The organism is Mesorhizobium sp. M0217 (assembly GCF_040321955.1).
GTDB lineage: Bacteria > Pseudomonadota > Alphaproteobacteria > Rhizobiales > Rhizobiaceae > Mesorhizobium.
Genome location: NZ_JAMYSN010000007.1, coordinates 155,440 through 175,504, shown reverse-complemented (window position 1 = coordinate 175,504; position 20,065 = coordinate 155,440). Strand labels below are relative to the sequence as shown.

The following is a 20,065-nucleotide window of genomic DNA, read 5'->3' as shown; positions in this document are numbered from 1 at the left end:
GATGAAACTCTCCCTTTCCTGGCTCAAGGATCATCTCGACACCGACGCCACGCTCGACGAGATCGTCGAGAGGCTGACCTCGATCGGCCTCGAAGTCGAGCATGTCGACGACAAGGCCGGCCTGAAGCCGTTCGTCATCGCCAAGGTGCTGACGGCGGTGCAGCATCCCGACGCCGACCGGCTGCGGGTGCTGACCGTCGACACCGGCAATGGCGCAGCCCCTGTCCAGGTGGTGTGCGGTGCGCCGAATGCCCGCGCCGGCTTGATCGGCGCCTTCGCCGCGCCCGGCGCCTATGTGCCCGGTATCGACGTGACGCTGACCGTCGGCAAGATCCGGGGCGTCGAGAGCCATGGCATGATGTGTTCCGAGCGCGAGCTGGAGCTGTCGGATGAGCACAATGGCATTATCGACCTGCCGGCCGATGCGCCTGTCGGCACCAGCTTCGCGGCTTACGCGCATCTCGACGATCCGGTGATCGAGATCAATCTGACGCCGAACCGGCCGGATGCGACCAGCATTTACGGCGTCGCCCGGGACCTGGCGGCAAGCGGGCTTGGCCGGCTCAAGACCGCGCCGGTCGAAGCGGTCCTTGGCAAAGGTGAAACGCCGGTCAAGGTGACCATCGAGGCGCCGGAGCTCTGCCCCGGTTTCGCGCTGCGCCTGGTGAAAGGCGTGAAGAACGGGCCGTCGCCGAAATGGCTGCAGCAAAGGCTGATCGCCATCGGCTTGCGCCCGATCAGCGCGCTGGTCGACATCACCAACTACGTCACCTTCGACCGTGGCCGGCCGCTGCATGTGTTCGATGCCAAGAAGGTCGCCGGCAATCTCGTCGTGCGCCGCGCACGCGACGGCGAGAAGGTGCTGGCGCTTGACGGGCGCGAATACACGCTGACGCCGCAGATGTGCGTGATCGCCGACGACAATGGCGTCGAATCGATCGCCGGTCTCATGGGCGGCGAGCATTCCGGCTGCGACGAGAACACCACGGACGTGCTGATCGAATCCGCTCTTTGGGATCCGATCACCACGGCCCGCACCGGCCGTACGCTCGGCATCATCACCGATGCCCGTTACCGTTTCGAGCGTGGCGTCGACCCGGAATTCATTGTGCCCGGCGTCGAGCTGGCGACAAAGCTGGTGCTGGAGTTCTGCGGCGGAGAGCCGACCGAGACGGAGGTGGTCGGCTATGCCGGCTACAAGCCGAAGATCGTTTCCTTCCCGATCTCGGAAGTGAAGCGGCTGACCGGCATCGAGGTGCCGAAGGCGGAAAGCCTCGACATCCTGACCCGCCTCGGCTTCAAGCCGTCAGGCTCGGGCGACGTCGTCGATGTCGCTGTGCCGTCCTGGCGTCCTGACGTCGACGGCAAGGCCGACCTGGTCGAGGAAGTGATGCGCATCCACGGCGTCGACAACATCGCGCCGCAGCCGCTCGGCGCGCATGACGCGGTCAACTCCAAGATACTGACGACGCTGCAGGTTCGCACCCGCACTGCCAAGCGCTCGCTCGCCGTGCGGGGCATGCTGGAGGTTCTCACCTGGTCGTTCATCCCGGCCAAACACGCCGAACTGTTCGGCGGCGGCCAGACGGCGCTGAAGCTCGCTAATCCGATTGCAGCCGACATGTCCGATATGCGGCCCTCGTTGTTGCCCGGCCTGATCGTCGCCGCGCAGCGCAATGCCGACAAGGGCATCGGCGATGTCGCGCTGTTCGAGGTCTCCGGTACCTATGAGGGCGACGGCCCCGACCAGCAGCGGCGCGTTGCCGCCGGTGTGCGCCGCGGCACCGCCAAGCTCGACGGTTCCGGCCGCAGTTGGGCCGGCAATTCCGGTCCGGTCGGCGTGTTCGACGCCAAAGCCGACGCGATTGCAGCGCTGGAAGCCTGCGGCGCGCCGGTCGACAGGCTGCAGATCGAGCCAGGCGGTCCGGCCTGGTATCATCCCGGCCGCTCCGGCACGATCAAGCTCGGCCCGAAGACAGTGCTCGGCACCTTCGGCGAGTTCCACCCGAAGACGCTGGAGGGGTTGGACGTTTCCGGACCGATCTGCGGTTTCGAGGTCTATATCGACGCCGTGCCCGAGCCGAAGGCCAAGCCGACGAAAACCAAGCCAAAGCTGGAGCTGTCCGCCTTCCAGGCGGTGAAGCGCGACTTTGCTTTCGTCGTCGACAAGACGGTGGAGGCCGGCGCGCTGGTGCGCGCGGCGCTCGCCGCCGACAAGAAGCTGGTCACCGGCGTTTCGGTGTTCGATGTGTTCGAGGGGGCATCTCTCGGGACCGCCAAGAAGTCGATTGCCATCGAAGTATCTATCCAGCCGGTTGAAAAGACGCTCACCGACGAGGATTTCGAGGCGCTGGCCAAGCGCATCGTCGACAATGTTGGCAAGCAAACGGGCGGCATGCTGAGAACGTAGAGCGGCTAACGCCGCCCTACGTATTTCGACTTCACGCAATTCTTAGGGAAAGCGCGTCTTAGGGAAAGCGCGGCGCGCTTTCCCAGTAAAACCGCTACACACTTTTCCTGGAATTGCTTCTGAGGATTGCCGGCAGTTGCGAATCGCTCTCCAAAGGGCGATGGACCATCTGCGCTATTCCGGTCTGCCGTTCGAAGCCCAGCGCGAAGCGTTTCTCGCCATGGTGTTGGCGGATGCGCTCGTCAGCGACGCGCTGGAGCGGGCCCGCACGCTGGCGTTGCCGGACTGGCTGGTGGTGTCCGGCGCGCTCTACAACAGCGTCTGGAACCACCTGACCGGCAAGGCGCCGGGCTACGGCATCAAGGATGTCGATCTCTTCTACTTCGATGACAGCGACCTGTCCTACGAGGCCGAGGACGCGGTCATCCGTCGAGCCGCGCAGCATTTCGAGGGGCTGGCTCTGCCGGCCGAGGTGCGCAACCAGGCACGGGTGCATCTGTGGTATCCGCAGAAATTCGGCCAGCCCTGCCCGCGCTATACGAGTTCCAGCGAGTCGGTGAGCTATTTTGCTTCGAAGACGCATGCGGTCGGGGTGCGATACGATGCCGATGGGCAGCTTGAGGTCGTGGCGCCGTTCGGGCTGGATGACCTCTTCGCGTTTCGCATCACGCCCAACCGGCTGATGGATAACAGGCGCACGCATGAGGCCAAGGGGGCGAGGGCGAAGGCGTGCTGGCCGGAGATTACGGTGGTGCCTTGGTGAGACTTACCCTCCCCGTTGTGGGGAGGGTCGGCTCGCTGTCGCAGCGAGGCGGAGACAGAGAGACGGGGTGGGGGTGCGCCTCACGAGGACCCCCACCCCGAACCGCTTCGCGGATCGACCCTCCCCACAAGGGGGAGGGTAAAGGCACTCACCCATTCACCAGCGCCAGCAATTCCTCGGTGTACCGCTTACCCACCACCTTGTCCGGCGACAGAGCATCGCCGATCGCCGCCACTTCGGCCGCACTCAGCTCGATCCCGGCCGCCGCCGTGTTCTGCTCGAGATGGCGGATTTTCCGCGCGCCGGGGATCGGCACGATGAAGTCGCCCTGGTGCAGCACCCAGGCCAGCGCCAGTTGCGCCGAGGTGACGCCTTTTTCCGTCGCCAGCTTTTCCAGCGTGGCGATCACCTTGGCATTGGCCGCCATGGCGTCGGCCTGGAAGCGGGGCAAGGTGCGGCGCCAGTCGTCGTCGCTCAGGGCCTCGGGCTTGGCGATGGTGCCGGTAAGCAGGCCGCGGCCGAGCGGGCTGTAGGGGACAAAGCCGATGCCGAGTTCGCGGCAGAGATCTAACACCTCGTCTTCGGGGTCGCGGCTCCACAGCGAGTATTCGCTCTGCACGGCAGCAATCGGATGCACGGCGTGCGCCCGGCGGATGGTGGCGGCACTGACCTCCGACAGGCCCAGCGCCCGTACCTTGCCGTCGCGCACCAGTTCGGCCATGGCGCCGACCGTGTCCTCGATCGGCACGTTGGGATCGACACGATGCTGGTAGTAGAGGTCGATGACATCGGTATCGAGCCGCTTCAGCGAGGCTTCCGCCACCGCTTTGACGTGCTCGGGACGGCTGTCGACGCCGACCATGCGCCCGAGGCCCGAGCCTTCCTCGGAAATCTTGAAGCCGAATTTGGTCGCGATCGTCACCTTGTCGCGCACCGGCTTCAACGCCTTGCCGAGAAGTATCTCGTTCTCAAAGGGGCCGTAAACTTCGGCCGTGTCGAAAAACGTCAAGCCGATCTCGACAGCGCGGCGCAAAGTGGCGATTGCGTCGGCCTCTGCCTGACCGCCATAGGCGAAGCTCATGCCCATGCAGCCGAGGCCGACGGGGAAGACTTCGAGTTCAGTACCAAGTTTGCGGGTTTTCATGGCGCGTCTCCTTGTTGCGATGAAGGAGAGATAGTGCCTGGTCTTACGTTCGATAATTGGCTGTCATTCGCACGGGCTGTTCTATAAAATAGATCAATGAATCGAGCGCATCTTTCTCAACTGGCTGTGCTGGCGACAGTCGCCCAATGCGGCAGTTTTCGTGGCGCGGCGCGCGAATTGGCCATTGCGCCTTCAGCGGTGAGCCATGCCGTGTCCAGCCTGGAGGCGCGGCTCGGCGTGCGGCTTTTGGCGCGCAGCACCCGCAGCGTGGCACCAACGGAGGAGGGCGCGCAGCTGCTCGAACGGCTGCGGCCGGCGCTGTCCGAGATCGATCTGGCGCTGGAAACGGCGATCGAGGCGCGCGACCGGCCGGCCGGGAACCTGCGGCTGACCGTGCCGCGCACCGCGGCCCACCTGGCATTGACGCCCAGGCTCGGCGGCTTTGCCGCGGCCTATCCTGACATCGTGCTGGAAATCGTCATCGAGGATCGCTTCACCGACGTCGTCGAAGGCGGCTTCGATGCCGGCGTGCGGCTCGGTGAAAGCCTGCAGCGCGACATGATCGCGGTGCGCATCGGACCGGACCTTCGCGGCGCCGTGGTCGGCGCGCCATCCTATTTCGCGACCATGCCAAGACCCCGCCATCCGCGCGATCTTGCCGACCACCGCTGCATCCGCTTCCGTTTTTCCAGCGGCATTCTTTACCGCTGGGAATTCGAGAAGGATGGCGAAGAGATCGAGATCGCGGCGCAAGGGCCGCTGATCCTCGACGAAGACCATCTGATCGCCCAGGCGGCGGTCGACGGCGCTGGGCTCGCCTTCGTCTTCGACGATTATGTGCGCGCGCCGCTCGCCGACGGTCGCTTGATCCGCGTGCTGGAAGACTGGTGTCCGCCCTTCGACGGTTTCTTCGTCTACTACCCCAGCCGCCGCCAGATGCGCCCGGCGCTGCGGGCGTTTGTGGATTTCTTCAAGGTCGGTGCTTAGCCACCTCCCCCTTGTGGGGAGGGTCGATCCGCGTAGCGGATCGGGGTGGGAGTCTTCGTAGGGCGCTACCCCCCCACCCCGTCGCTTCGCGCCGACCCTCCCCACAAGGGGGAGGGTGGAAGAAAGCCCAGCTGCCATTCGTTCACCAGCCATGCCGGCATTCATCACCAACAACTCAACCCGCTACGGCTGGGCGGCGATCGTCCTCCACTGGCTGATCGGCATCCTGTTCATCGGCCAGTTCATGCTCGGCTTCATCATGGTGCGGTTGACCAGCCAGCGCACCGCCTTCGAGCTGATCCAGCTGCACAAATCCTTCGGCTTCCTGCTGCTCGGCCTCCTCATCCTGCGCATTGCCTGGCGGCTCGGCAACGCGGCCCCGGCCTTGCCGGCCTCGGTCGGAGGCCTGGAGCGTCGGACGGCGCCGCTGGCGCATCTGGCACTTTATGGCTTCCAGCTCGCGGTGCCGCTGTCCGGCTGGGCACTGGTTTCGGTGTCGATGCTGGAGATCCCCAGCATGCCGTTCAACCTTTTCGTGATGCCGAACCTGCCGCTCGGCCTGTCCGATGCGGCGGAAAACTTCTGGGCGGTAGCACACTGGTATCTCGCCTATGCCGGCATTGCCTTGGTTGCGCTGCATGCGCTGGCGGCGCTGCGGCATCATTTCTGGCTGCGCGACAGCGTGCTCACGCGCATGATCACGCCTTCGTCAGATCAGGACATGGAATAGCGCGCGCCGCGCATTCGTTCATTGGAGTGAGGGCGCAACACTTCGCCTGCCCCAGAAGGACAAAACCCATGTATGCGCGCATCTTCGGATTGGCGGCTGTTGCCGCTTGCCTTGCCATGCCTGTCTCCGCCGCTGTGGACCTCGGCGACGCCGCCGGCAGCTACACGGTCAACCCGGCCAGCTCCAGCATTCGCTTCTCCATCGGCAAGGTCGGTGGCGGCGGCCTCGACGGCGCCTTTGGCCGCTTCAAGGGCTCCATCCGCATCGACAACAGCGATGTCGGCCGTTCCGCGGTCAACTTCACCATCTATCCCGAAAGCGTCGGCACCGGCCAGGGCCGCATCGACGCCTTCCTGCGCTCCGATGCGGTGTTCGACGTGGCCAACAGCCCCGAAATCCAGTTCCGCTCGACCAGCGTAACCCGAACCAGCGACACCACGGCGCTGGTCAGCGGCCGGCTGACGGCGCGCGGCAAGACGTTTGCGGAAAAGTTCACTGCCGAGCTCGGCGGGCTGAAGGGCGGCGTCATTAAATTCCACGTCACCGGCAAGGTGCTGCGCTCCCGGTACGGCATGGATGTCGGCACGCCGATCTATTCGAATATCGTCAATTTCGACATGACGCTAACGGGCAAGCGAGGCTAGCAGGACCAGCGATCCGCATTGGCTTTTCCCGCAATTTCGGGCAAACCTCCTCGCCTGTAAATCGATAGGAGAAGCCTGATGTTCCGATGGGGTGTTTTGTCGACGGCCAAAATCGGCCGCGAGCAATTGTTGCCGGCAATCGTCGAGGCCGAGAATGGCGTTTTGTCCGCGATCGCCAGCCGCGACCTGTCGAAGGCCGAGGCCCTGGGCGAGCGGTTCGGCGCCAGACATGCCTTTGGTTCGTATGAGGAGCTGCTCGCTTCGAAAGACGTCGACGGCGTCTACATCCCGCTGCCGACCTCGCAGCATGTCGAATGGACGGCCAAGGCCATCGAAGCGGGAAAACATGTGCTGGTGGAGAAGCCGCTAGCGCTCGACGCCAAGGACATCGCGCCGCTGATCAAGCTGCGCGACAGCAAGAAGGTGCTGGTCTGCGAGGCCTTCATGGTCATCTACCACCCGCAATGGATCAAGGTGCGCGATCTCATCGCCTATGGCGCCATCGGCCGGCTGCGCCATGTGCAGGGCGCCTTCTCCTATTACAATGTCGATCCCACCAACATGCGCAACCAGCTCGATCTCGGCGGCGGCGCGCTGCCTGATATCGGCGTCTATCCGACGGTGTCGACGCGGTTTTCAACCGGCAAGGAGCCGCTCCGCGTGCAGGCGACGATCGAGCGCGACAAAAAATTCGGCACCGACATCTACTCCTCGATCCGCGCCGATTTCGGCGACTTCGAACTGTCCTTCTACCTCTCGACGCAGATGGCAGCGCGGCAGGTGATGGTGTTTCACGGCGAGAAGGGTTTCATCGAGGTGTTCTCGCCGTTCAATGCCGGGCTCTACGACCATCACCGCATCGAACTGCACAACCAGAACCATACGGAGGCGCAGGTGTTCCGCTTTCCCGGCACCCAGCAATACCGGCGCGAGGTCGAGACGTTTGCCAGGGCGGCACAGGGTGGCAAGGAGCGTGTCTTCACGCTGGAGGAGTCCGTGCTCAACCAGAAGGTCATCGACGCCATCTTCCGCGCCGGCGGCAAGGAAGGCTGGGAGGCCGTCTGATACAGCAATCTTAGCCGGTAATTTCATGGGAGAAGGGCGTCCGCATTGTGCATGCGGACGCCCTTTCCTATTGAACTGACGATCTCACGCGCCTCTGAGCGTCAGGTGCAAGGTCTCGGCGAAGCGGTCGGGATAGGGCGCAAAGCCCATGTGGTCGCCGGGGAAGGCGGCGCGCTTGCTGCCGAGCCTGTCGGCCAGCGCCTTGCCCATGCCGTCGATCGGCTGGCCGACGGACTCTTCGCCGATGCCGACCACGACCGGGCGGCCGCGCAGCGCCTCGATATCGGGACGATAGAGCGACAGCGGCATGACGCCATGCGCCAGCCAGTATTCGAAATTGCCGCTGACCCTGGCAAAGGTCTCGCCCTCCTCGGGCGACGGTTCGAACGAAGGCGGTCCGTCCTGCGGCCCGGCTTCATCCTGACCCGGCCCTTCCGACAGGCTGTTCTCGCTGAAGAATTTCTGCATCGCCGCCTCGACACCCTGGCTGCGATAGGTGTCGTGCAGGTCGCGCATGCCGGCCAGTGACGGCGACGGGTCGTCGAGCAGCATCATGCTGGGCGGCTCATGCGCCACCAGTGCACGAACCCGGCCGGGATGGCGGGCGGCGAGGTTGAGCCCGATCTGGGCGCCGCCGCTGGTGCCGAACACATAGGCCGGTCCGGCGCCAAGCGCCTCGATCAATCGCGCGGCATCGTCGCCATGGACATCGAGGTCCTGCTCTTGCGGCTCTCCGTCGAAGGTGCTGCGCGAATTGCCGCGCGGATCATAGGCGACCACCGTGTAGCGGTCGGCGAGGTGGCCCGCGACATCGGCGAAGACGCCGGCGTCCTGCGGTCCGCCGGGGATTATCAACAGTACGGGGCCGGAACCGCGCATCTCATAATAGAGGCTGGCGCCCGGTACTTTCAGCGTCGACGTTTGGGGGGTCATGTCCATCTCTCCTGTTGTTCTCATGTCAAAGTTCGGCTTTGCGCCGGGTCCGATCATTTGCTGGCGACAACCATGCGGTTGCCCTCGCTGTCGCGGAATTCGGCGACCGTGCGGCCCGGCTGCCAAGTCGCTTCCTGCGGCTCGGTGATGATTTCGACGCCGCGCGCCTTCAGGCCCGCGACCGTTGCCTCGACATCGCCATCAACGAGCACCAGCACGGGCTCAGTGCCCGGCGTGTCATCGGGGCGTTTGACGAAATGCAAATTGGTGACGGCGCCGGGAAATGTCAGCTCGATCCAGCGCCAGCCGCTGTCGCCCATCAGCTGGTCCTCCGCCACTTGGCAAGCAAGATGTCCGGTGTAGAAGGCCTTGGCGCGGTCCTGGTCGAACACCGGCAATTCGGCAAACTGGATGTGCATGATGGGTCTCTCCTGCTCCTGGACGGCTGCCGCGCAGCCGTCGACGGGAAAGACGATCCGGACGATCGAAAAGATTCGCCGGGCGACGAATCTTTTCGAGGCCGCGAAACGTCTTCTCTGTGCAGAGTTGAAAAACAGGAGACGACAATGGGCTACAATCTCATCCGCTACGGCGTGAAGGACGAAAGCATCGCCGAGAACCGTATGCTGGTTGCACAGGTGTTCGAGGCACTCGACGACACGAATCCGCAATCCGTGCGCTACCTCGTCCTGGAACTGGAGAATGGCGAGTTCATCCATCTTGTCAGCCAGGATGGCGACGGCCTGACCGGGCTCGCAGCCTTCAAGGCCTTCAGCGCCGATCATGCCGGACGCCGCTCGACGCCGCTTGCCAGATCGCCGGCAAAGATCGTCGGCAATTATCGTATGCTGGCCGGCGAGGTCGTGCCGGCTTGAATGCAAAGACCGGCATTTTGGGAACGGACAGGATGAACACAGCAAAACTCGACCGCGTTGCCCTGGAGGCGATGCTCGGCTCCTTGCGACCGAAGCTGCACCGCTACTGCGCCCGCATGGCCGGCTCGGTAATCGATGGCGAGGACATCGTCCAGGAGACACTGATCAAGGCACTGCAGGCCATCGACGGCGACGCCGCCGTCGAGCGTCCGGAGCAATGGCTGTTCCGCATAGCCCACAATGCCGCGCAGGATCATCTGCGCCGGCGCCAGCGGGAGCAGGCGCGCATGAGCGAGACCGACATGACGACGATCGAAGACCCCTCCGCAAGCGCCGATGCGAGGCTCGCCACCGCCGCCAGCCTGCGAAGCTTCATGCAGCTGGCAACAGTGCAGCGCAGCGCCGTGATCCTTGTCGACGTGCTTGGCCTCAGCCTGCACGAAACCTGCGAAGTGTCCGGCGCCACCCTGGCTGCGACCAAGGCAGCGCTCCATCGCGGGCGGTCGCAGCTGCGCCTGCTGGCGTCACAGGACGAGCAGGCGCCTGCCCCAAAGCTCGACGCCGACGACGAGCGGCGCCTGCGCCGCTATGTCGACCTGTTCAACGCGCGCGACTTCGACGCCGTGCGCGCGTTGATCGCCGAGGATATCCAGCTTGAAGTCGTCAACCGCACCCGCATGCGCGGCAAAGCGCAGGTTTCCAACTATTTCGGCAATTACGACCGTGTCCAGGATTGGGCGCTGTCGCTCGGCTTCGTCGACGGCAGGCCGGCCATCCTGATCCGCAACCCGCAAGCGGGAGATGACGCCGTGCGCGGCTTCATGCTGGTCGACTGGCAGGATGGAAAGGTCAGCCATATCCGCGATTTCCGCTACGCGCCCTATTGCCTTGCCGATGCGGACATCCGCTTCATCGACGGGTAAGCATCGGCCAGAGAGCGCAGGCTTCGTGCCTCAGGCGAAGCTTTGCAAATTGGCGTCCTGCAGCTTGGAGCCGGCGAGCAAGGTCCCGAGCACCTGCTTCTTGAGCGACAGGCACTGCGAACGGGCAAGCTTTGCGATGGCCGAGACTTCGGCCAGTTCGCAGGCAAGCACCAACTCCTTCTGCTGGCCGATGATCGCTTGCGTGAAGTCGCGCGATTTGAAGCCGAGATGTAGGACACGCTCCGACTGGTCGAGCGTTTGGTCGAGCAGGCGAACCAGCCGCAGATTGCCGGAGAGTTCAGCCAGGGCCAGGCGAAAGGCGCGGTCGGCCGCCAGAAAGGCGACATGGCTGCGCAGCGTCTCCGGCTTCAGCACCTTCTGCGCCGCCAGCCTGATGTCGTCGAGCCCGCGTTCGGTGAGGTTTGCCGCGGCCACCCGGAACACTTCCGGTTCGATCAGGCTGCGGACGTCGAAGATCTCGTTGACGTCGCGCAGGCTGAGCGGTGCGATGACATAGCCGCGGCGCGGCTCGCTCTTGATCAGCCCTTCCTGCGTCAGGCGGGCCAAAGCCGAGCGGATCGTCGCCTTTCTGATCTGGTAGCGGTCGCCGATCTGCTTTTCGGTCAGGCTTTCGCCGGGTTGCAGGACGCAGGCGACGATGTCGCTCTTCAGCTGCTCATAAGCTTCCTCGCTGCGCAATATGTCGGCGGTCGACGGCGCCTTGACGGCGGACGGTGACACTGATTTCGGAAGAGCCATATCTGCCTGCCCGTTTGGTCTGCCCGTTTGGTCTGCCCGCGTAGTCTGCTTGCCCGTTTCGACCATCCGGTTGACGGGTCTGTCGGCATTCGCTAGCCTGAGCATCTCAGCTGTATTGGTTGAGCTTCCAAATGGAGATGACGACAAATGTCTCTTGCCGCCAACTCGCCTCTCTACGCCGTAACCGCCGGTATCGTCAACGCAGCCAAAGGTGCTCATGCCATCGAACGGGTCAAGGCGGTGCTGCGCGAACACACCGACCGCTTCCATGCATCAGGCGTGCTCGCGCATGAGGAAGACGACGATGAGGTGCTGCTGCATGCCAGCCCTGACTTGACCATCTACCACATCACGCTGTCGCCCGGCCTGCGGTACCCGCCGCACAACCATCTGATGGATGCGCTGATCGGCATCTACAAGGGTAGCGAGACCAACTTCATCTATCCCGTCGACGGCAGCGAGATCGATGCGCCGGAACGCCACGACATCGCGGCGCCCGCGGTGGTGCACATGACCCCTGATACTGTGCACGCGGTGGCCAACACCGGCAGCGCCCGCTCAGGCGCCCTGCATGTCTATATCGGCAATCTTACCGAGACCCACCGCCACATGTGGAGCCCGGACAGCAACCAGGCAGAGCCGTTCGACAATATGCGGTATCTGGCTGGTGCGAGGCCGATTGGGCCTTGATCCGGGAAAGCGGAAGAAAAGTGAGCCTGCTGCGCGGCGGCGCGCGCGAGCGTTCTGACGTCGCCGCGCCCAGATAACAGTCCCCACGTACCGGCCATTTCAAGAACACCGCAGCGCGTTGATTAGCGCAGTTAGTGCGGCAGGCTGATGCTGGCGACTGGGGTAATATTTAAAGAAGCCTGGAATAGGCGGCGTCCAGTTCTCCAGCACTCGAATGAGGCGGTGCTCGGCAACGTGTTCCGCGACCTGCTCTTCATATGTGAGCCCAAGACCGGCTAGCGGATCGCAGGAAATCACAGTTTCGGCGGAAATGGCGCGCCCGAAGAGATTCGAACTCCTGACCCCCAGATTCGTAGTCTGGTGCTCTATCCAGCTGAGCTACGGGCGCGCAACAGGCCATGCTTTACATAGCCCCGCTAACCGATCCTGACGACCGGCCGCGACAAGACGTGTTCCCTAGCGACTGAATTTCCGAAAAGCAAGCCAATCCGGCAAAAGTTTTCTCGCAGCTGCTTTCGACGGTGCCGATCAAGGTGTGCTGAGATTCAGCTAAGTCCGACTTCGGCTGAATATCAAATACAGCTCAGGCCGGGCGGCGCAGGCCGCTGCGGGCCTGGTCGAGGCGGACCGGCTGGTCGGGGATGGTGACGGCGAAGGTGGTGCGGCCGCCGATCGATTCGACCAGTTCCACCGTGCCGCCATGGGCGCGGATCAGCTCGTGCGCGATGGCCAGGCCAAGGCCGGTGCCGCCGCTGCGGGCCGAGCCTCGAAACGCCGCGAACAGGTTTTCTCGCGCCTTCGCCGGCAGGCCGGGACCGGTGTCGGTGACAATGATGCGGCTTACGCTGCCTATGCGCTCGGCCGATACGGCGAGCCGGCGCACCAGCGCGCTCTCGGCGTCGGCCGCCATCGCCTGCACCGCGTTTCGGCACAGATTGGTGAGCACGCGAAACAGCTGGTCGGAATCGGCATCGACCTCGAAGGCGAGCTCGACGGCATTGACGAATTCGATGCCGTCCTCGATGTCGAGCAGGCCGTGGACGTCGTCGACCAGCTGGCGCAGCCGCAAGCGGCGGCGTGAGGGCGCCGGCTCCTGCGTGCGACCATAGTGGAGCACACCTTCGGAATAGGAGACGGCGCGGTCGAGCGCGCGCAACAGCTTTGGCGCGAAGGCCTGCACCGTCGGGTCCTTGACCAGGCGCAGGCGGTCCGACATCAGCTGCGCCGAGGCCAGGATGTTGCGCATGTCATGGTTGATCTTGGAGACGGCGAGGCCAAGATCGGCAAGATGCTTCTGCTCCGACAGCATCTTTTGCAGCCGTTCCTGCATCTGCGACAGTTCGCGCTCGGCAACGCCGATCTCGTCGGCACGGGCGGCCGGGTGGATGATGCGCCCTGGATCGTCGGGCGCCTCGGAGAAGGACAGCATCGAGCGCGTCATGGTGCGGATCGGGCCGATCATGATCAGGTCGATCGCGGCATAGACCAGCATTGCGGTGAACAGCGAGATCAGCAGCGAGACGAAGGCGACGTTGCGCGAATAGCGCAGCATGGCGTTGCGGAGGGAATAGTCGGGCATGATCAGCTCGAATTCCTTGTCGCTGTCGCCGACCGGGCCGAACACCCGCAGCATGCGCTTGCCGCCGAAGAACAGCGTATCCAGCGCCCCGGTCATGCCCTTGATCATGCCGACATTGGCGATGTCGATGTGCTCGTCGACCTGCGGCGGCATCTCGGCCACCACCAGCAGGCGCGATACGCCGCCGTCGCGCACCGCGATCGCCTTGGCGCCGATTGCCATCAGCACGTCGTTCTGGGCGGCGCGGGAGAGCGAATTGGGCTCACCCTGCACCAGCACGATCGACACCGCGGCAGCGGTGCTTAGCCTCTCCTTCAGCCAGGCCAGGCGGTAGCTGGCGATCCAGGGCAGGAAAATGAGGACTTCGGCCAGGAGCACGAAGACAATGGTGAGCAAGAGCAGCTTGGTCGACAGGCCGCGCGCCAAGGGCACTGAACGATTGGGCACCGAACGGCTCGCAACCGGGCGAACGGTCGCCGGGCTGGCATCGGCTGTCGCCGGGCCGCTCCCTTCATCCGCTGATGCAACTTCGCTCATTAAGGCCTGTCTTCACAAACGCTTGATCGGTTGAGATTAGGTGATTGCGGCTTTTTTGCCAATTTCATCCTTCGTTGGACGATGGCGCCAGCAATAAAAATAGCCTCGAACTGGGTGTTCGCGCCGCGACGAACGGGGTGTCGCGCCGTGACGAACTGGCAGTTCGCGCTGCGACGAACTGGCGTTCGCGCTGGATTGACTCCCAAAACCCTTCTTTCTATAAGCCGCTCACGCTCGGGCCATTCGTCCCGGCGCGGTTTCGATCGCGCCAATGCCGGCCCGGCAAAGCTCCTGTTACACAGTGACAGAATCAAGAAGGGCCGCACCCCGCGGTATTAAAACAAATGAAGCGTACCTACCAACCGTCCAAACTCGTCCGCAAACGCCGGCACGGTTTCCGTGCTCGCATGGCCACCAAGGGTGGTCGCGGCGTCGTCGCAGCTCGCCGCAACCGCGGCCGCAAGCGGCTCAGCGCCTGAACGGAAGACGAGATCGTTGCCCGCAACCGGCAAGCCAGTGGGACCAAACCCCAAGCGGCTTCTGAAACGTGCGGAATTCCTGGCCGTCCGCCGCGGTGAAAAGCGGCGCGGGCGGCTTTTTCTCGTCGAAGTTCTCGACCGCAATGACGGCCTGCCGCCGCGCGTCGGCTTCACCGTCACCAAGAAGGTCGGCAATGCGGTTGTCCGCAACCGCGTCAGGCGGCGGCTGAAAGAAGCCGTGCGCACCCATGCCGCAAGTGACATGGCGCCCGGCAATGACTATGTCATCGTCGGGCGTGAAGACGTGCTCACCATTCCGTTCGGCCAGTTGAAGGCCGAACTCTCCCGCCGTCTCAGCGGAACACGATAGGCCAAGGGCTTTCGATGGAAAACAACCGGAACTTCTACATCACCATCGTCTTGTCGGTGCTGATCCTCGGGCTGTGGCAATATTTCTATGTGCTGCCGCGCAGCGAACAGCAGCGCGAGGCGGCCCGCATCGAAGAGCAGCGGGCGGCGGAGCAGAAGAAGGCGGCCGAGGCCGCCAACCCCGGCGGCACGCCGGCGCCCGCAGCGCCCGGCGCCATTCCAAACGCGCCCGGCACCTATGTTACGACGCCGGAAGGCCGCGCGCAGGAAGTGGCCAAGACGGCCCGCGTCAACATCGACACGCCGAGCCTGTCGGGCTCGATCAACCTCACCGGCGCCCGCCTCGACGACCTCAAGCTCAAGCACTATACCGAGACGGTCGACAAGACATCGCCGCAGATCCAGCTGCTCAATCCGCAGGCGCTGCCCACCGGCTATTATGCCGAGATCGGCTTTGTCGGCAGCGACACGACCGGCACGGTGCCGGGCCCGGAAACGGTCTGGAGCGTCGACGGCAATGCGACTCTGACGCCGGCGACGCCAGTGACGCTGACCTTCACCAACGACAAGGGCCTGACCTTCAAGCGCACGATCTCCGTCGACGGCGACTACATGTTCACCGTTTCCGATGCGGTGCAGAATTCAGGCTCGGCCCCGGTCACGCTGTCCAATTACGGCCGCGTCATCCGTTTCGACAAGCCAGCCATTGCCAGCTCCTATGTGCTGCATGAAGGCCTGATCGGCGTCACCGGCACGGAAGGCCTGCAGGAGCACAAATACGCCGACATCGAGAAGAACAAGCTGTATACGCCGAGCAAATCGACCGATGGCTGGCTTGGCATCACCGACAAATACTGGGCGGTCACCCTGGTGCCGACCGAGAAGCAGCCCTTCCAGCCGCACTATGCCTATTACGACAATGGCCGCCCGCGCTACCAGTCGGACTTCCTCACCGACCCGATCACCATTGCCGCCGGCCAGTCGGCGACGGTGGAGACCGAGATCTTCGCCGGCGCCAAGGAAGTCAACAAGATCAACGCCTACGCCCAGGACCGGCAGATCAGGCTGTTCGACCGGCTGATCGATTGGGGGTGGTTCATCTGGATCACCAAGCCGATGTTCTACCTGATCGACACGCTGTACAAATTCTTCGGCAATTTCGGCCTGGCCATCCTTGCCACCACGGTCGTCGTCAAAACCCTCTTCTTCCCGCTCGCCAACAAATCCTATGCGTCGATGGCGAACATGAAGAAGGTGCAGCCCAAGATGCTCGAGATCCGCGAGAAATACGCGGACGACAAGATGAAGCAGCAACAGGCGATGATGGAGCTGTACAAGACCGAGAAGATCAATCCGCTCGCCGGCTGCTGGCCGGTGGCGCTGCAGATCCCGGTGTTCTTCTCGCTCTACAAGGTGCTCTACATCACCATCGAGATGCGGCACGCGCCGTTCTTCGGCTGGATCCAGGATTTGGCCGCGCCCGATCCGACCTCGGTCTTCAACCTGTTCGGCCTGCTGCCCTTCGCGCCACCGGCATTCCTGCCGCATATGGGCGCCTGGGCGGTGGTCATGGGCATCACCATGTTCCTGCAGATGCGCATGAACCCGACGCCGCCGGATCCGACGCAGGCGCAGATCTTCACCTGGATGCCGGTGATCTTCACCTTCATGATGGGCAGCTTCCCGGCCGGCCTCGTCATCTACTGGGCCTGGAACAACACGCTGTCGATCCTGCAGCAGGGCGTGATCATGAAGCGTCAGGGCGCCAAGATCGAATTGTGGGACAATCTGACGGCATTGTTCCGAAAGAAACCCTCGCCGGCTGAATAGAAGGCGCTATTCCGGCAATCAAAGCCCCGGCTCGTCCGGGGTTTTTTTGGACGAGGCGCGCATCACGTTCCCGTGAGGCGCGAAACTTGCGGCGTGCAACCGGCGTGGCTGCTGCTTGTACCGCCAAGGCCGATCAACACCGATCAGCTCTAATCCGAAGACCGCTGTTTTTGATCCGTGACCCCGTCATGTCCATCGCGGGGATGCGGCGCGTGGAATGGGCATTCGCCTTTAAGTATTTGTTATCATTATCGTTTTTTACTCTGCACCGAAACTTTCCCGCAATCGCCGCGTAACTCTTCCCGACAATCGAATCAACAATTGTCGCACCAGAAGGGTTCTCCAATGGCAAAGTCCATCCTCAAGGCATTCTGCTTTTCCGCCGGCCTGGCTCTATCGGGCCTCGCAGCTACGACGGCCTATACGCTCGCCAATCCCGCCGTTGGCGGCGCTGCGATGCTGACCTCGAAGAACATCGTCGAGAACGCCCTCAACTCGCCGATCCACAAGACGCTGGTTGCCGCCGTCAAGGCCGCCGGCCTGGTCGACACGCTGGAAAGCGCGGGACCCTTCACGGTGTTTGCGCCGACCGATTCCGCCTTCAAGAAACTGCCGGCCGGCACCGTCGCCACGCTGGTGAAGCCCGAAAATAAGGACAAGCTGACCAAGATCCTGACCGCCCATGTCGTGGCCGGCAAGATCTCCGCCAAGGATATGATGACCAAGGCCAAGGCGATGGGTGGCAAGTATGAAATGAAGACCGTCAGCGGCGACACGCTGATCGCCGAGGTAAAAAAAGGCGCGCTTTATATCGTCGACGAATCCGGCGGCGCCGCCAAGGTAACGGTCGCCGACGTCAACCAGTCGAACGGCGTCATCCACGTCGTCAACAAGGTGCTGTTGCCGAAGTAACGGTTTTAGGCAACGGCGAATGACGGCGGGCTGCGACGGGCTTTCTCGGTCTGCCTTCCCCACCTCACGGCGAGGTGCCATTCTTTTGAAGCCGTCTTCGACACCACCGGGGTCCTGCTTGTCCTTCGCAGGGCCCCGTTTTTCGTTTCAGGGCGCCTTAGGCGACTGCGCTGCGGTCGACCTGATCGTGATCTGCCGCGGCACCAAGTGAACATCGAAGCCCAGCAGGGCTCGCTCATCGGGCGATTGGTGCTATAGGGCGGATCACGCCATCTAGAATGGCGGCTTTAATTTGCGCCACTCTCGACGGATCTCGCCATGGACGGACCCAACCCAGACATCAAACACCCGATCCCGATGCACACCCGCGTCGGCTTCCTCAAGCCCCTGGTCACCGCGCCGAATATCGAGATCGGCGAGTTCACCTACTATGACGATCCTGACGGACCGGACAAATTCGCCGAGCGATGCGTGCTGCATCATTATCCCTTCATCGGCGACAAGCTGATCATCGGCAAGTTCTGCGCCATCGCGGAGGGCGCGCGCTTCATCATGAACGGCGCCAACCATGCCATGTCCGGCTTTTCCACCTATCCGTTCAACATTTTCGGTCATGGCTGGGAGCAAGGCTTCGACCCGAAGACGTGGTCACAGGAACTGCGCGGCGACACGGTGGTCGGCAATGATGTATGGATCGGCATGGATGCGGTGATCATGCCCGGCGTGTCGGTCGGCAATGGCGCCATCGTGGCGGCGAAATCGGTGGTGACGCATGACGTGCCGGCCTATGCGATCGTCGCCGGCAATGCGGCAAAGGTGGTGAAGATGCGTTTCGACGACAGGACGGTGCGGCGGTTGCTGGCTGTGGCGTGGTGGAATTGGCCGGTGGACAAGATCGGCCGCAACCTCAACGCCATCCGGGGCGCCGATATTTCCAGGCTGGAGGCAGCAATTTGAACGCGCTGGGCAACACCGTCATCGGCACCGACCTGTTCACCAAGGGGTGGATCTTCATCCGCGGCGTGCCGGCGATGAAGTTCCTGCCGCCGGAGGGGCCGCCTGAGATCGCCTTTGCCGGCCGCTCCAATGTCGGCAAGTCGTCGCTGATCAATGCGCTCGTCGGCCATAACGGGCTGGCGCGCACCTCCAACACGCCGGGGCGCACGCAGGAGCTCAACTATTTCGTGCCGGGCGGGTTTTCCGGCGAAGGCACCGACCTGCCGCCAATGGCGCTGGTCGACATGCCGGGCTACGGCTATGCCAGCGCGCCGAAGGAAAAGGTGGACGATTGGACCAAGCTGGTCTTCGACTATCTCAAGGGCCGCGTGACGCTGAAGCGGGTCTATGTGCTGATCGATTCCCGCCATGGCATCAAAGCCAAGGACGACGAAGTGCTGTCGCTGCTCGACAAGGCGGCGGTGTCCTACCAGATCGTGCTGACCAAGACCGACAAGATCAAGGCCGCCGGCGTGCCGCAGCTGATCGAAGAGACATTACTGAAGATCAAGAAGCGGCCGGCGGCGTTTCCGTTCGTGCTCGCCACGTCGTCGGAAAAGGGCGAGGGTCTGGACGAACTGCGCGCGGCTATCGTGCTGGCGGCCAATGGCGGTTAAAAGCAACTCCGGGAAAAGTGTGAAGCGGTTTTCCGTCCGGAGTTGCGAAAAAAGACCTTTGGCTAACTAGGCCTTTGCCTTGGACTTCGCCTCGAGCGCGATCATCTGATGGCTTTCTTCCTCGGCAAGCTTTTCGGTGCCGTAGGACTTCAGGAACAGGCTGACGCCCGACCGCACGATGTGGTCGATTTCATCCTGGCTCGGCGCCGTGGTGCGGTAGGCGAAGATGCACTGGCGAAACAGGCCGGCGAGGCACAGTTCGGTGAATTGATAGGCGGCAAGATCGACATCATCGATCTTGAGCAGGCCGCGTTCGATGGCTGCATTGAGGAACTTGACCACCTTGTCGTGGCCGCGTTTTGGGCCACGTTCGTAAAACCGCGCGCCCATGTCCGGTATCCTGTCGGAGGCGCCGATCACGGTGCGTTGCGCCTGGATGACCTTGGCCGAGGTGATCTTCATCGACAGCACCTTGCCGAATTTCACCAGCGTCTGGCGCAGATCGTCGGCGCGGTCGAGCATGTCGTACATGTTCTTGAAGATGGTGCCGCGCTCTTCCTCGATCAGCGCCTCGAACAGCTCTTCCTTGTTGGCGAAGTAGACATAGATCGTGCCCTTGGAGACGCCGGCCTCGCGGGTAATGTCGTTCATCGACGCCGCTTCGAAGCCCTTGTCGATGAACACGCGCCGCGCGCCCTCAATGATCTGGCTGCGCTTGACCGGATCCTGGCCCGCCGCCGGGCGGCCGCGACGCGCACTATCCAGCACATCGCACCGATCATTTTCGACGTCGGGTAACGTGTCGGCCATTAAAGTCACACCT

21 protein-coding genes and 1 tRNA gene are annotated in these 20,065 nt (G+C 63.3%); 15 read left to right on the top strand and 7 right to left on the bottom strand.

Features of this window, described 5'->3' with window-relative positions; genetic code table 11:
* Window position 1: 1 nt before the first annotated feature.
* Complete coding sequence (gene pheT, locus NKJ18_RS14620; RefSeq protein ID WP_352758508.1) at window positions 2-2,410, top strand: phenylalanine--tRNA ligase subunit beta; 2,409 nt, start codon at window positions 2-4, stop codon at window positions 2,408-2,410.
* A gap of 160 nt (window positions 2,411-2,570) precedes the next feature.
* Window positions 2,571-3,173 (top strand): nucleotidyltransferase family protein, encoded by a 603-nt coding sequence (locus NKJ18_RS14615; RefSeq protein ID WP_023672277.1) that lies wholly within the window; start codon window positions 2,571-2,573, stop codon window positions 3,171-3,173.
* 148 nt (window positions 3,174-3,321) lie between these two features.
* On the opposite strand, the gene NKJ18_RS14610 is transcribed toward NKJ18_RS14615, so the two are convergent.
* Window positions 3,322-4,317 (bottom strand): aldo/keto reductase, encoded by a 996-nt coding sequence (locus NKJ18_RS14610; RefSeq protein ID WP_023732738.1) that lies wholly within the window; start codon window positions 4,315-4,317, stop codon window positions 3,322-3,324.
* 96 nt (window positions 4,318-4,413) lie between these two features.
* Here NKJ18_RS14610 and NKJ18_RS14605 point away from each other — a divergent pair, with 96 nt between their 5' ends.
* From NKJ18_RS14605 to NKJ18_RS14590, 4 genes are all read left to right on the top strand, one after another.
* On the top strand, window positions 4,414-5,304 hold the full coding sequence (locus NKJ18_RS14605) for a LysR family transcriptional regulator (RefSeq protein WP_023687444.1): 891 nt from the start codon (window positions 4,414-4,416) through the stop codon (window positions 5,302-5,304).
* Between the two features lie 151 nt (window positions 5,305-5,455).
* Window positions 5,456-6,034, top strand: coding sequence for a cytochrome b (locus tag NKJ18_RS14600; protein WP_352758507.1), 579 nt, complete (start codon window positions 5,456-5,458; stop codon window positions 6,032-6,034).
* A 68-nt stretch (window positions 6,035-6,102) separates the two neighbouring features.
* Window positions 6,103-6,678 carry a YceI family protein gene (locus NKJ18_RS14595; RefSeq protein ID WP_023681381.1) on the top strand — a complete coding sequence of 192 codons (576 nt, stop codon included), beginning with the start codon at window positions 6,103-6,105 and terminating at the stop codon, window positions 6,676-6,678.
* A 78-nt stretch (window positions 6,679-6,756) separates the two neighbouring features.
* Window positions 6,757-7,743 carry a Gfo/Idh/MocA family protein gene (locus NKJ18_RS14590; protein WP_023732740.1) on the top strand — a complete coding sequence of 329 codons (987 nt, stop codon included), beginning with the start codon at window positions 6,757-6,759 and terminating at the stop codon, window positions 7,741-7,743.
* Between the two features lie 84 nt (window positions 7,744-7,827).
* Here NKJ18_RS14590 and NKJ18_RS14585 read toward each other — a convergent pair whose 3' ends face one another.
* Together NKJ18_RS14585 and NKJ18_RS14580 are read right to left on the bottom strand one after the other, a co-directional pair.
* Entirely contained in the window at window positions 7,828-8,676 is an 849-nt protein-coding gene (locus tag NKJ18_RS14585) for an alpha/beta fold hydrolase (RefSeq protein ID WP_245260738.1), read from the bottom strand.
* Between the two features lie 53 nt (window positions 8,677-8,729).
* Complete coding sequence (locus NKJ18_RS14580) at window positions 8,730-9,095, bottom strand: VOC family protein (protein ID WP_352758505.1); 366 nt, start codon at window positions 9,093-9,095, stop codon at window positions 8,730-8,732.
* Window positions 9,096-9,242: 147 nt separating this feature from the next.
* On the opposite strand from NKJ18_RS14580, the gene NKJ18_RS14575 reads away from it, so the two are divergent.
* Entirely contained in the window at window positions 9,243-9,551 is a 309-nt protein-coding gene (locus NKJ18_RS14575; RefSeq protein WP_352518988.1) for a hypothetical protein, read from the top strand.
* A 32-nt stretch (window positions 9,552-9,583) separates the two neighbouring features.
* Window positions 9,584-10,474 carry a sigma-70 family RNA polymerase sigma factor gene (locus NKJ18_RS14570; RefSeq protein ID WP_023728830.1) on the top strand — a complete coding sequence of 297 codons (891 nt, stop codon included), beginning with the start codon at window positions 9,584-9,586 and terminating at the stop codon, window positions 10,472-10,474.
* A 30-nt stretch (window positions 10,475-10,504) separates the two neighbouring features.
* On the opposite strand, the gene NKJ18_RS14565 is transcribed toward NKJ18_RS14570, so the two are convergent.
* The gene (locus tag NKJ18_RS14565) at window positions 10,505-11,233 is read right to left on the bottom strand and encodes a GntR family transcriptional regulator (protein ID WP_352758503.1); all 729 of its coding nucleotides are present in this window, start codon (window positions 11,231-11,233) and stop codon (window positions 10,505-10,507) included.
* A gap of 147 nt (window positions 11,234-11,380) precedes the next feature.
* Between NKJ18_RS14565 and NKJ18_RS14560 the strand changes: the two genes are divergently transcribed.
* Window positions 11,381-11,923, top strand: coding sequence for an autotransporter (locus tag NKJ18_RS14560; RefSeq protein ID WP_352758501.1), 543 nt, complete (start codon window positions 11,381-11,383; stop codon window positions 11,921-11,923).
* Window positions 11,924-12,234: 311 nt separating this feature from the next.
* Here NKJ18_RS14560 and NKJ18_RS14555 read toward each other — a convergent pair.
* A tRNA-Arg gene (locus tag NKJ18_RS14555) sits at window positions 12,235-12,311 on the bottom strand.
* Window positions 12,312-12,506: 195 nt separating this feature from the next.
* A complete protein-coding gene (locus tag NKJ18_RS14550) occupies window positions 12,507-14,039 on the bottom strand; it encodes an ATP-binding protein (protein WP_023728827.1) in 1,533 nt (510 codons plus the stop codon).
* A 344-nt stretch (window positions 14,040-14,383) separates the two neighbouring features.
* Between NKJ18_RS14550 and rpmH the strand changes: the two genes are divergently transcribed.
* The 6 genes from rpmH (at window position 14,384) to yihA (ending at window position 19,242) form a co-directional block, all read left to right on the top strand.
* A complete protein-coding gene (gene rpmH, locus NKJ18_RS14545; protein WP_008833937.1) occupies window positions 14,384-14,518 on the top strand; it encodes a 50S ribosomal protein L34 in 135 nt (44 codons plus the stop codon).
* A 16-nt stretch (window positions 14,519-14,534) separates the two neighbouring features.
* The gene (gene rnpA / locus NKJ18_RS14540; RefSeq protein ID WP_023672264.1) at window positions 14,535-14,888 is read left to right on the top strand and encodes a ribonuclease P protein component; all 354 of its coding nucleotides are present in this window, start codon (window positions 14,535-14,537) and stop codon (window positions 14,886-14,888) included.
* A 14-nt stretch (window positions 14,889-14,902) separates the two neighbouring features.
* Window positions 14,903-16,717 carry a membrane protein insertase YidC gene (gene yidC / locus NKJ18_RS14535; RefSeq protein WP_023709266.1) on the top strand — a complete coding sequence of 605 codons (1,815 nt, stop codon included), beginning with the start codon at window positions 14,903-14,905 and terminating at the stop codon, window positions 16,715-16,717.
* Between the two features lie 345 nt (window positions 16,718-17,062).
* Window positions 17,063-17,629, top strand: a complete 567-nt coding sequence (locus NKJ18_RS14530) for a fasciclin domain-containing protein (protein WP_023673244.1) — start codon at window positions 17,063-17,065, stop codon at window positions 17,627-17,629.
* Between the two features lie 318 nt (window positions 17,630-17,947).
* Window positions 17,948-18,586 (top strand): CatB-related O-acetyltransferase, encoded by a 639-nt coding sequence (locus tag NKJ18_RS14525; protein ID WP_023701989.1) that lies wholly within the window; start codon window positions 17,948-17,950, stop codon window positions 18,584-18,586.
* The gene (yihA, locus tag NKJ18_RS14520; RefSeq protein ID WP_023673242.1) at window positions 18,583-19,242 is read left to right on the top strand and encodes a ribosome biogenesis GTP-binding protein YihA/YsxC; all 660 of its coding nucleotides are present in this window, start codon (window positions 18,583-18,585) and stop codon (window positions 19,240-19,242) included. The genes NKJ18_RS14525 and yihA overlap by 4 nt, the downstream gene beginning before the upstream one ends.
* Before the next feature lie 66 nt (window positions 19,243-19,308).
* Here the strand turns inward: yihA and NKJ18_RS14515 are convergent, their stop codons facing one another.
* Window positions 19,309-20,052: a TetR/AcrR family transcriptional regulator gene (locus NKJ18_RS14515; protein WP_023673241.1), complete on the bottom strand. Its 744-nt coding sequence runs from the start codon at window positions 20,050-20,052 to the stop codon at window positions 19,309-19,311.
* Window positions 20,053-20,065 lie beyond the last annotated feature (13 nt).

Excerpts from the sequence above, each read along its gene's own strand:
- pheT (WP_352758508.1), top strand. The coding sequence starts at position 2 with ATGAAACTCTCCCTTTCCTGGCTCAAGGATCATCTCGACACCGACGCC.
- NKJ18_RS14615 (WP_023672277.1), top strand. The coding sequence starts at position 2,571 with ATGGACCATCTGCGCTATTCCGGTCTGCCGTTCGAAGCCCAGCGCGAA.
- NKJ18_RS14610 (WP_023732738.1), bottom strand. The coding sequence starts at position 4,317 with ATGAAAACCCGCAAACTTGGTACTGAACTCGAAGTCTTCCCCGTCGGC.
- NKJ18_RS14605 (WP_023687444.1), top strand. The coding sequence starts at position 4,414 with ATGAATCGAGCGCATCTTTCTCAACTGGCTGTGCTGGCGACAGTCGCC.
- NKJ18_RS14600 (WP_352758507.1), top strand. The coding sequence starts at position 5,456 with ATGCCGGCATTCATCACCAACAACTCAACCCGCTACGGCTGGGCGGCG.
- NKJ18_RS14595 (WP_023681381.1), top strand. The coding sequence starts at position 6,103 with ATGTATGCGCGCATCTTCGGATTGGCGGCTGTTGCCGCTTGCCTTGCC.
- NKJ18_RS14590 (WP_023732740.1), top strand. The coding sequence starts at position 6,757 with ATGTTCCGATGGGGTGTTTTGTCGACGGCCAAAATCGGCCGCGAGCAA.
- NKJ18_RS14585 (WP_245260738.1), bottom strand. The coding sequence starts at position 8,676 with ATGACCCCCCAAACGTCGACGCTGAAAGTACCGGGCGCCAGCCTCTAT.
- NKJ18_RS14580 (WP_352758505.1), bottom strand. The coding sequence starts at position 9,095 with ATGCACATCCAGTTTGCCGAATTGCCGGTGTTCGACCAGGACCGCGCC.
- NKJ18_RS14575 (WP_352518988.1), top strand. The coding sequence starts at position 9,243 with ATGGGCTACAATCTCATCCGCTACGGCGTGAAGGACGAAAGCATCGCC.
- NKJ18_RS14570 (WP_023728830.1), top strand. The coding sequence starts at position 9,584 with ATGAACACAGCAAAACTCGACCGCGTTGCCCTGGAGGCGATGCTCGGC.
- NKJ18_RS14565 (WP_352758503.1), bottom strand. The coding sequence starts at position 11,233 with ATGGCTCTTCCGAAATCAGTGTCACCGTCCGCCGTCAAGGCGCCGTCG.
- NKJ18_RS14560 (WP_352758501.1), top strand. The coding sequence starts at position 11,381 with ATGTCTCTTGCCGCCAACTCGCCTCTCTACGCCGTAACCGCCGGTATC.
- NKJ18_RS14550 (WP_023728827.1), bottom strand. The coding sequence starts at position 14,039 with ATGAGCGAAGTTGCATCAGCGGATGAAGGGAGCGGCCCGGCGACAGCC.
- rpmH (WP_008833937.1), top strand. The coding sequence starts at position 14,384 with ATGAAGCGTACCTACCAACCGTCCAAACTCGTCCGCAAACGCCGGCAC.
- yidC (WP_023709266.1), top strand. The coding sequence starts at position 14,903 with ATGGAAAACAACCGGAACTTCTACATCACCATCGTCTTGTCGGTGCTG.
- NKJ18_RS14530 (WP_023673244.1), top strand. The coding sequence starts at position 17,063 with ATGGCAAAGTCCATCCTCAAGGCATTCTGCTTTTCCGCCGGCCTGGCT.
- NKJ18_RS14525 (WP_023701989.1), top strand. The coding sequence starts at position 17,948 with ATGGACGGACCCAACCCAGACATCAAACACCCGATCCCGATGCACACC.
- NKJ18_RS14515 (WP_023673241.1), bottom strand. The coding sequence starts at position 20,052 with ATGGCCGACACGTTACCCGACGTCGAAAATGATCGGTGCGATGTGCTG.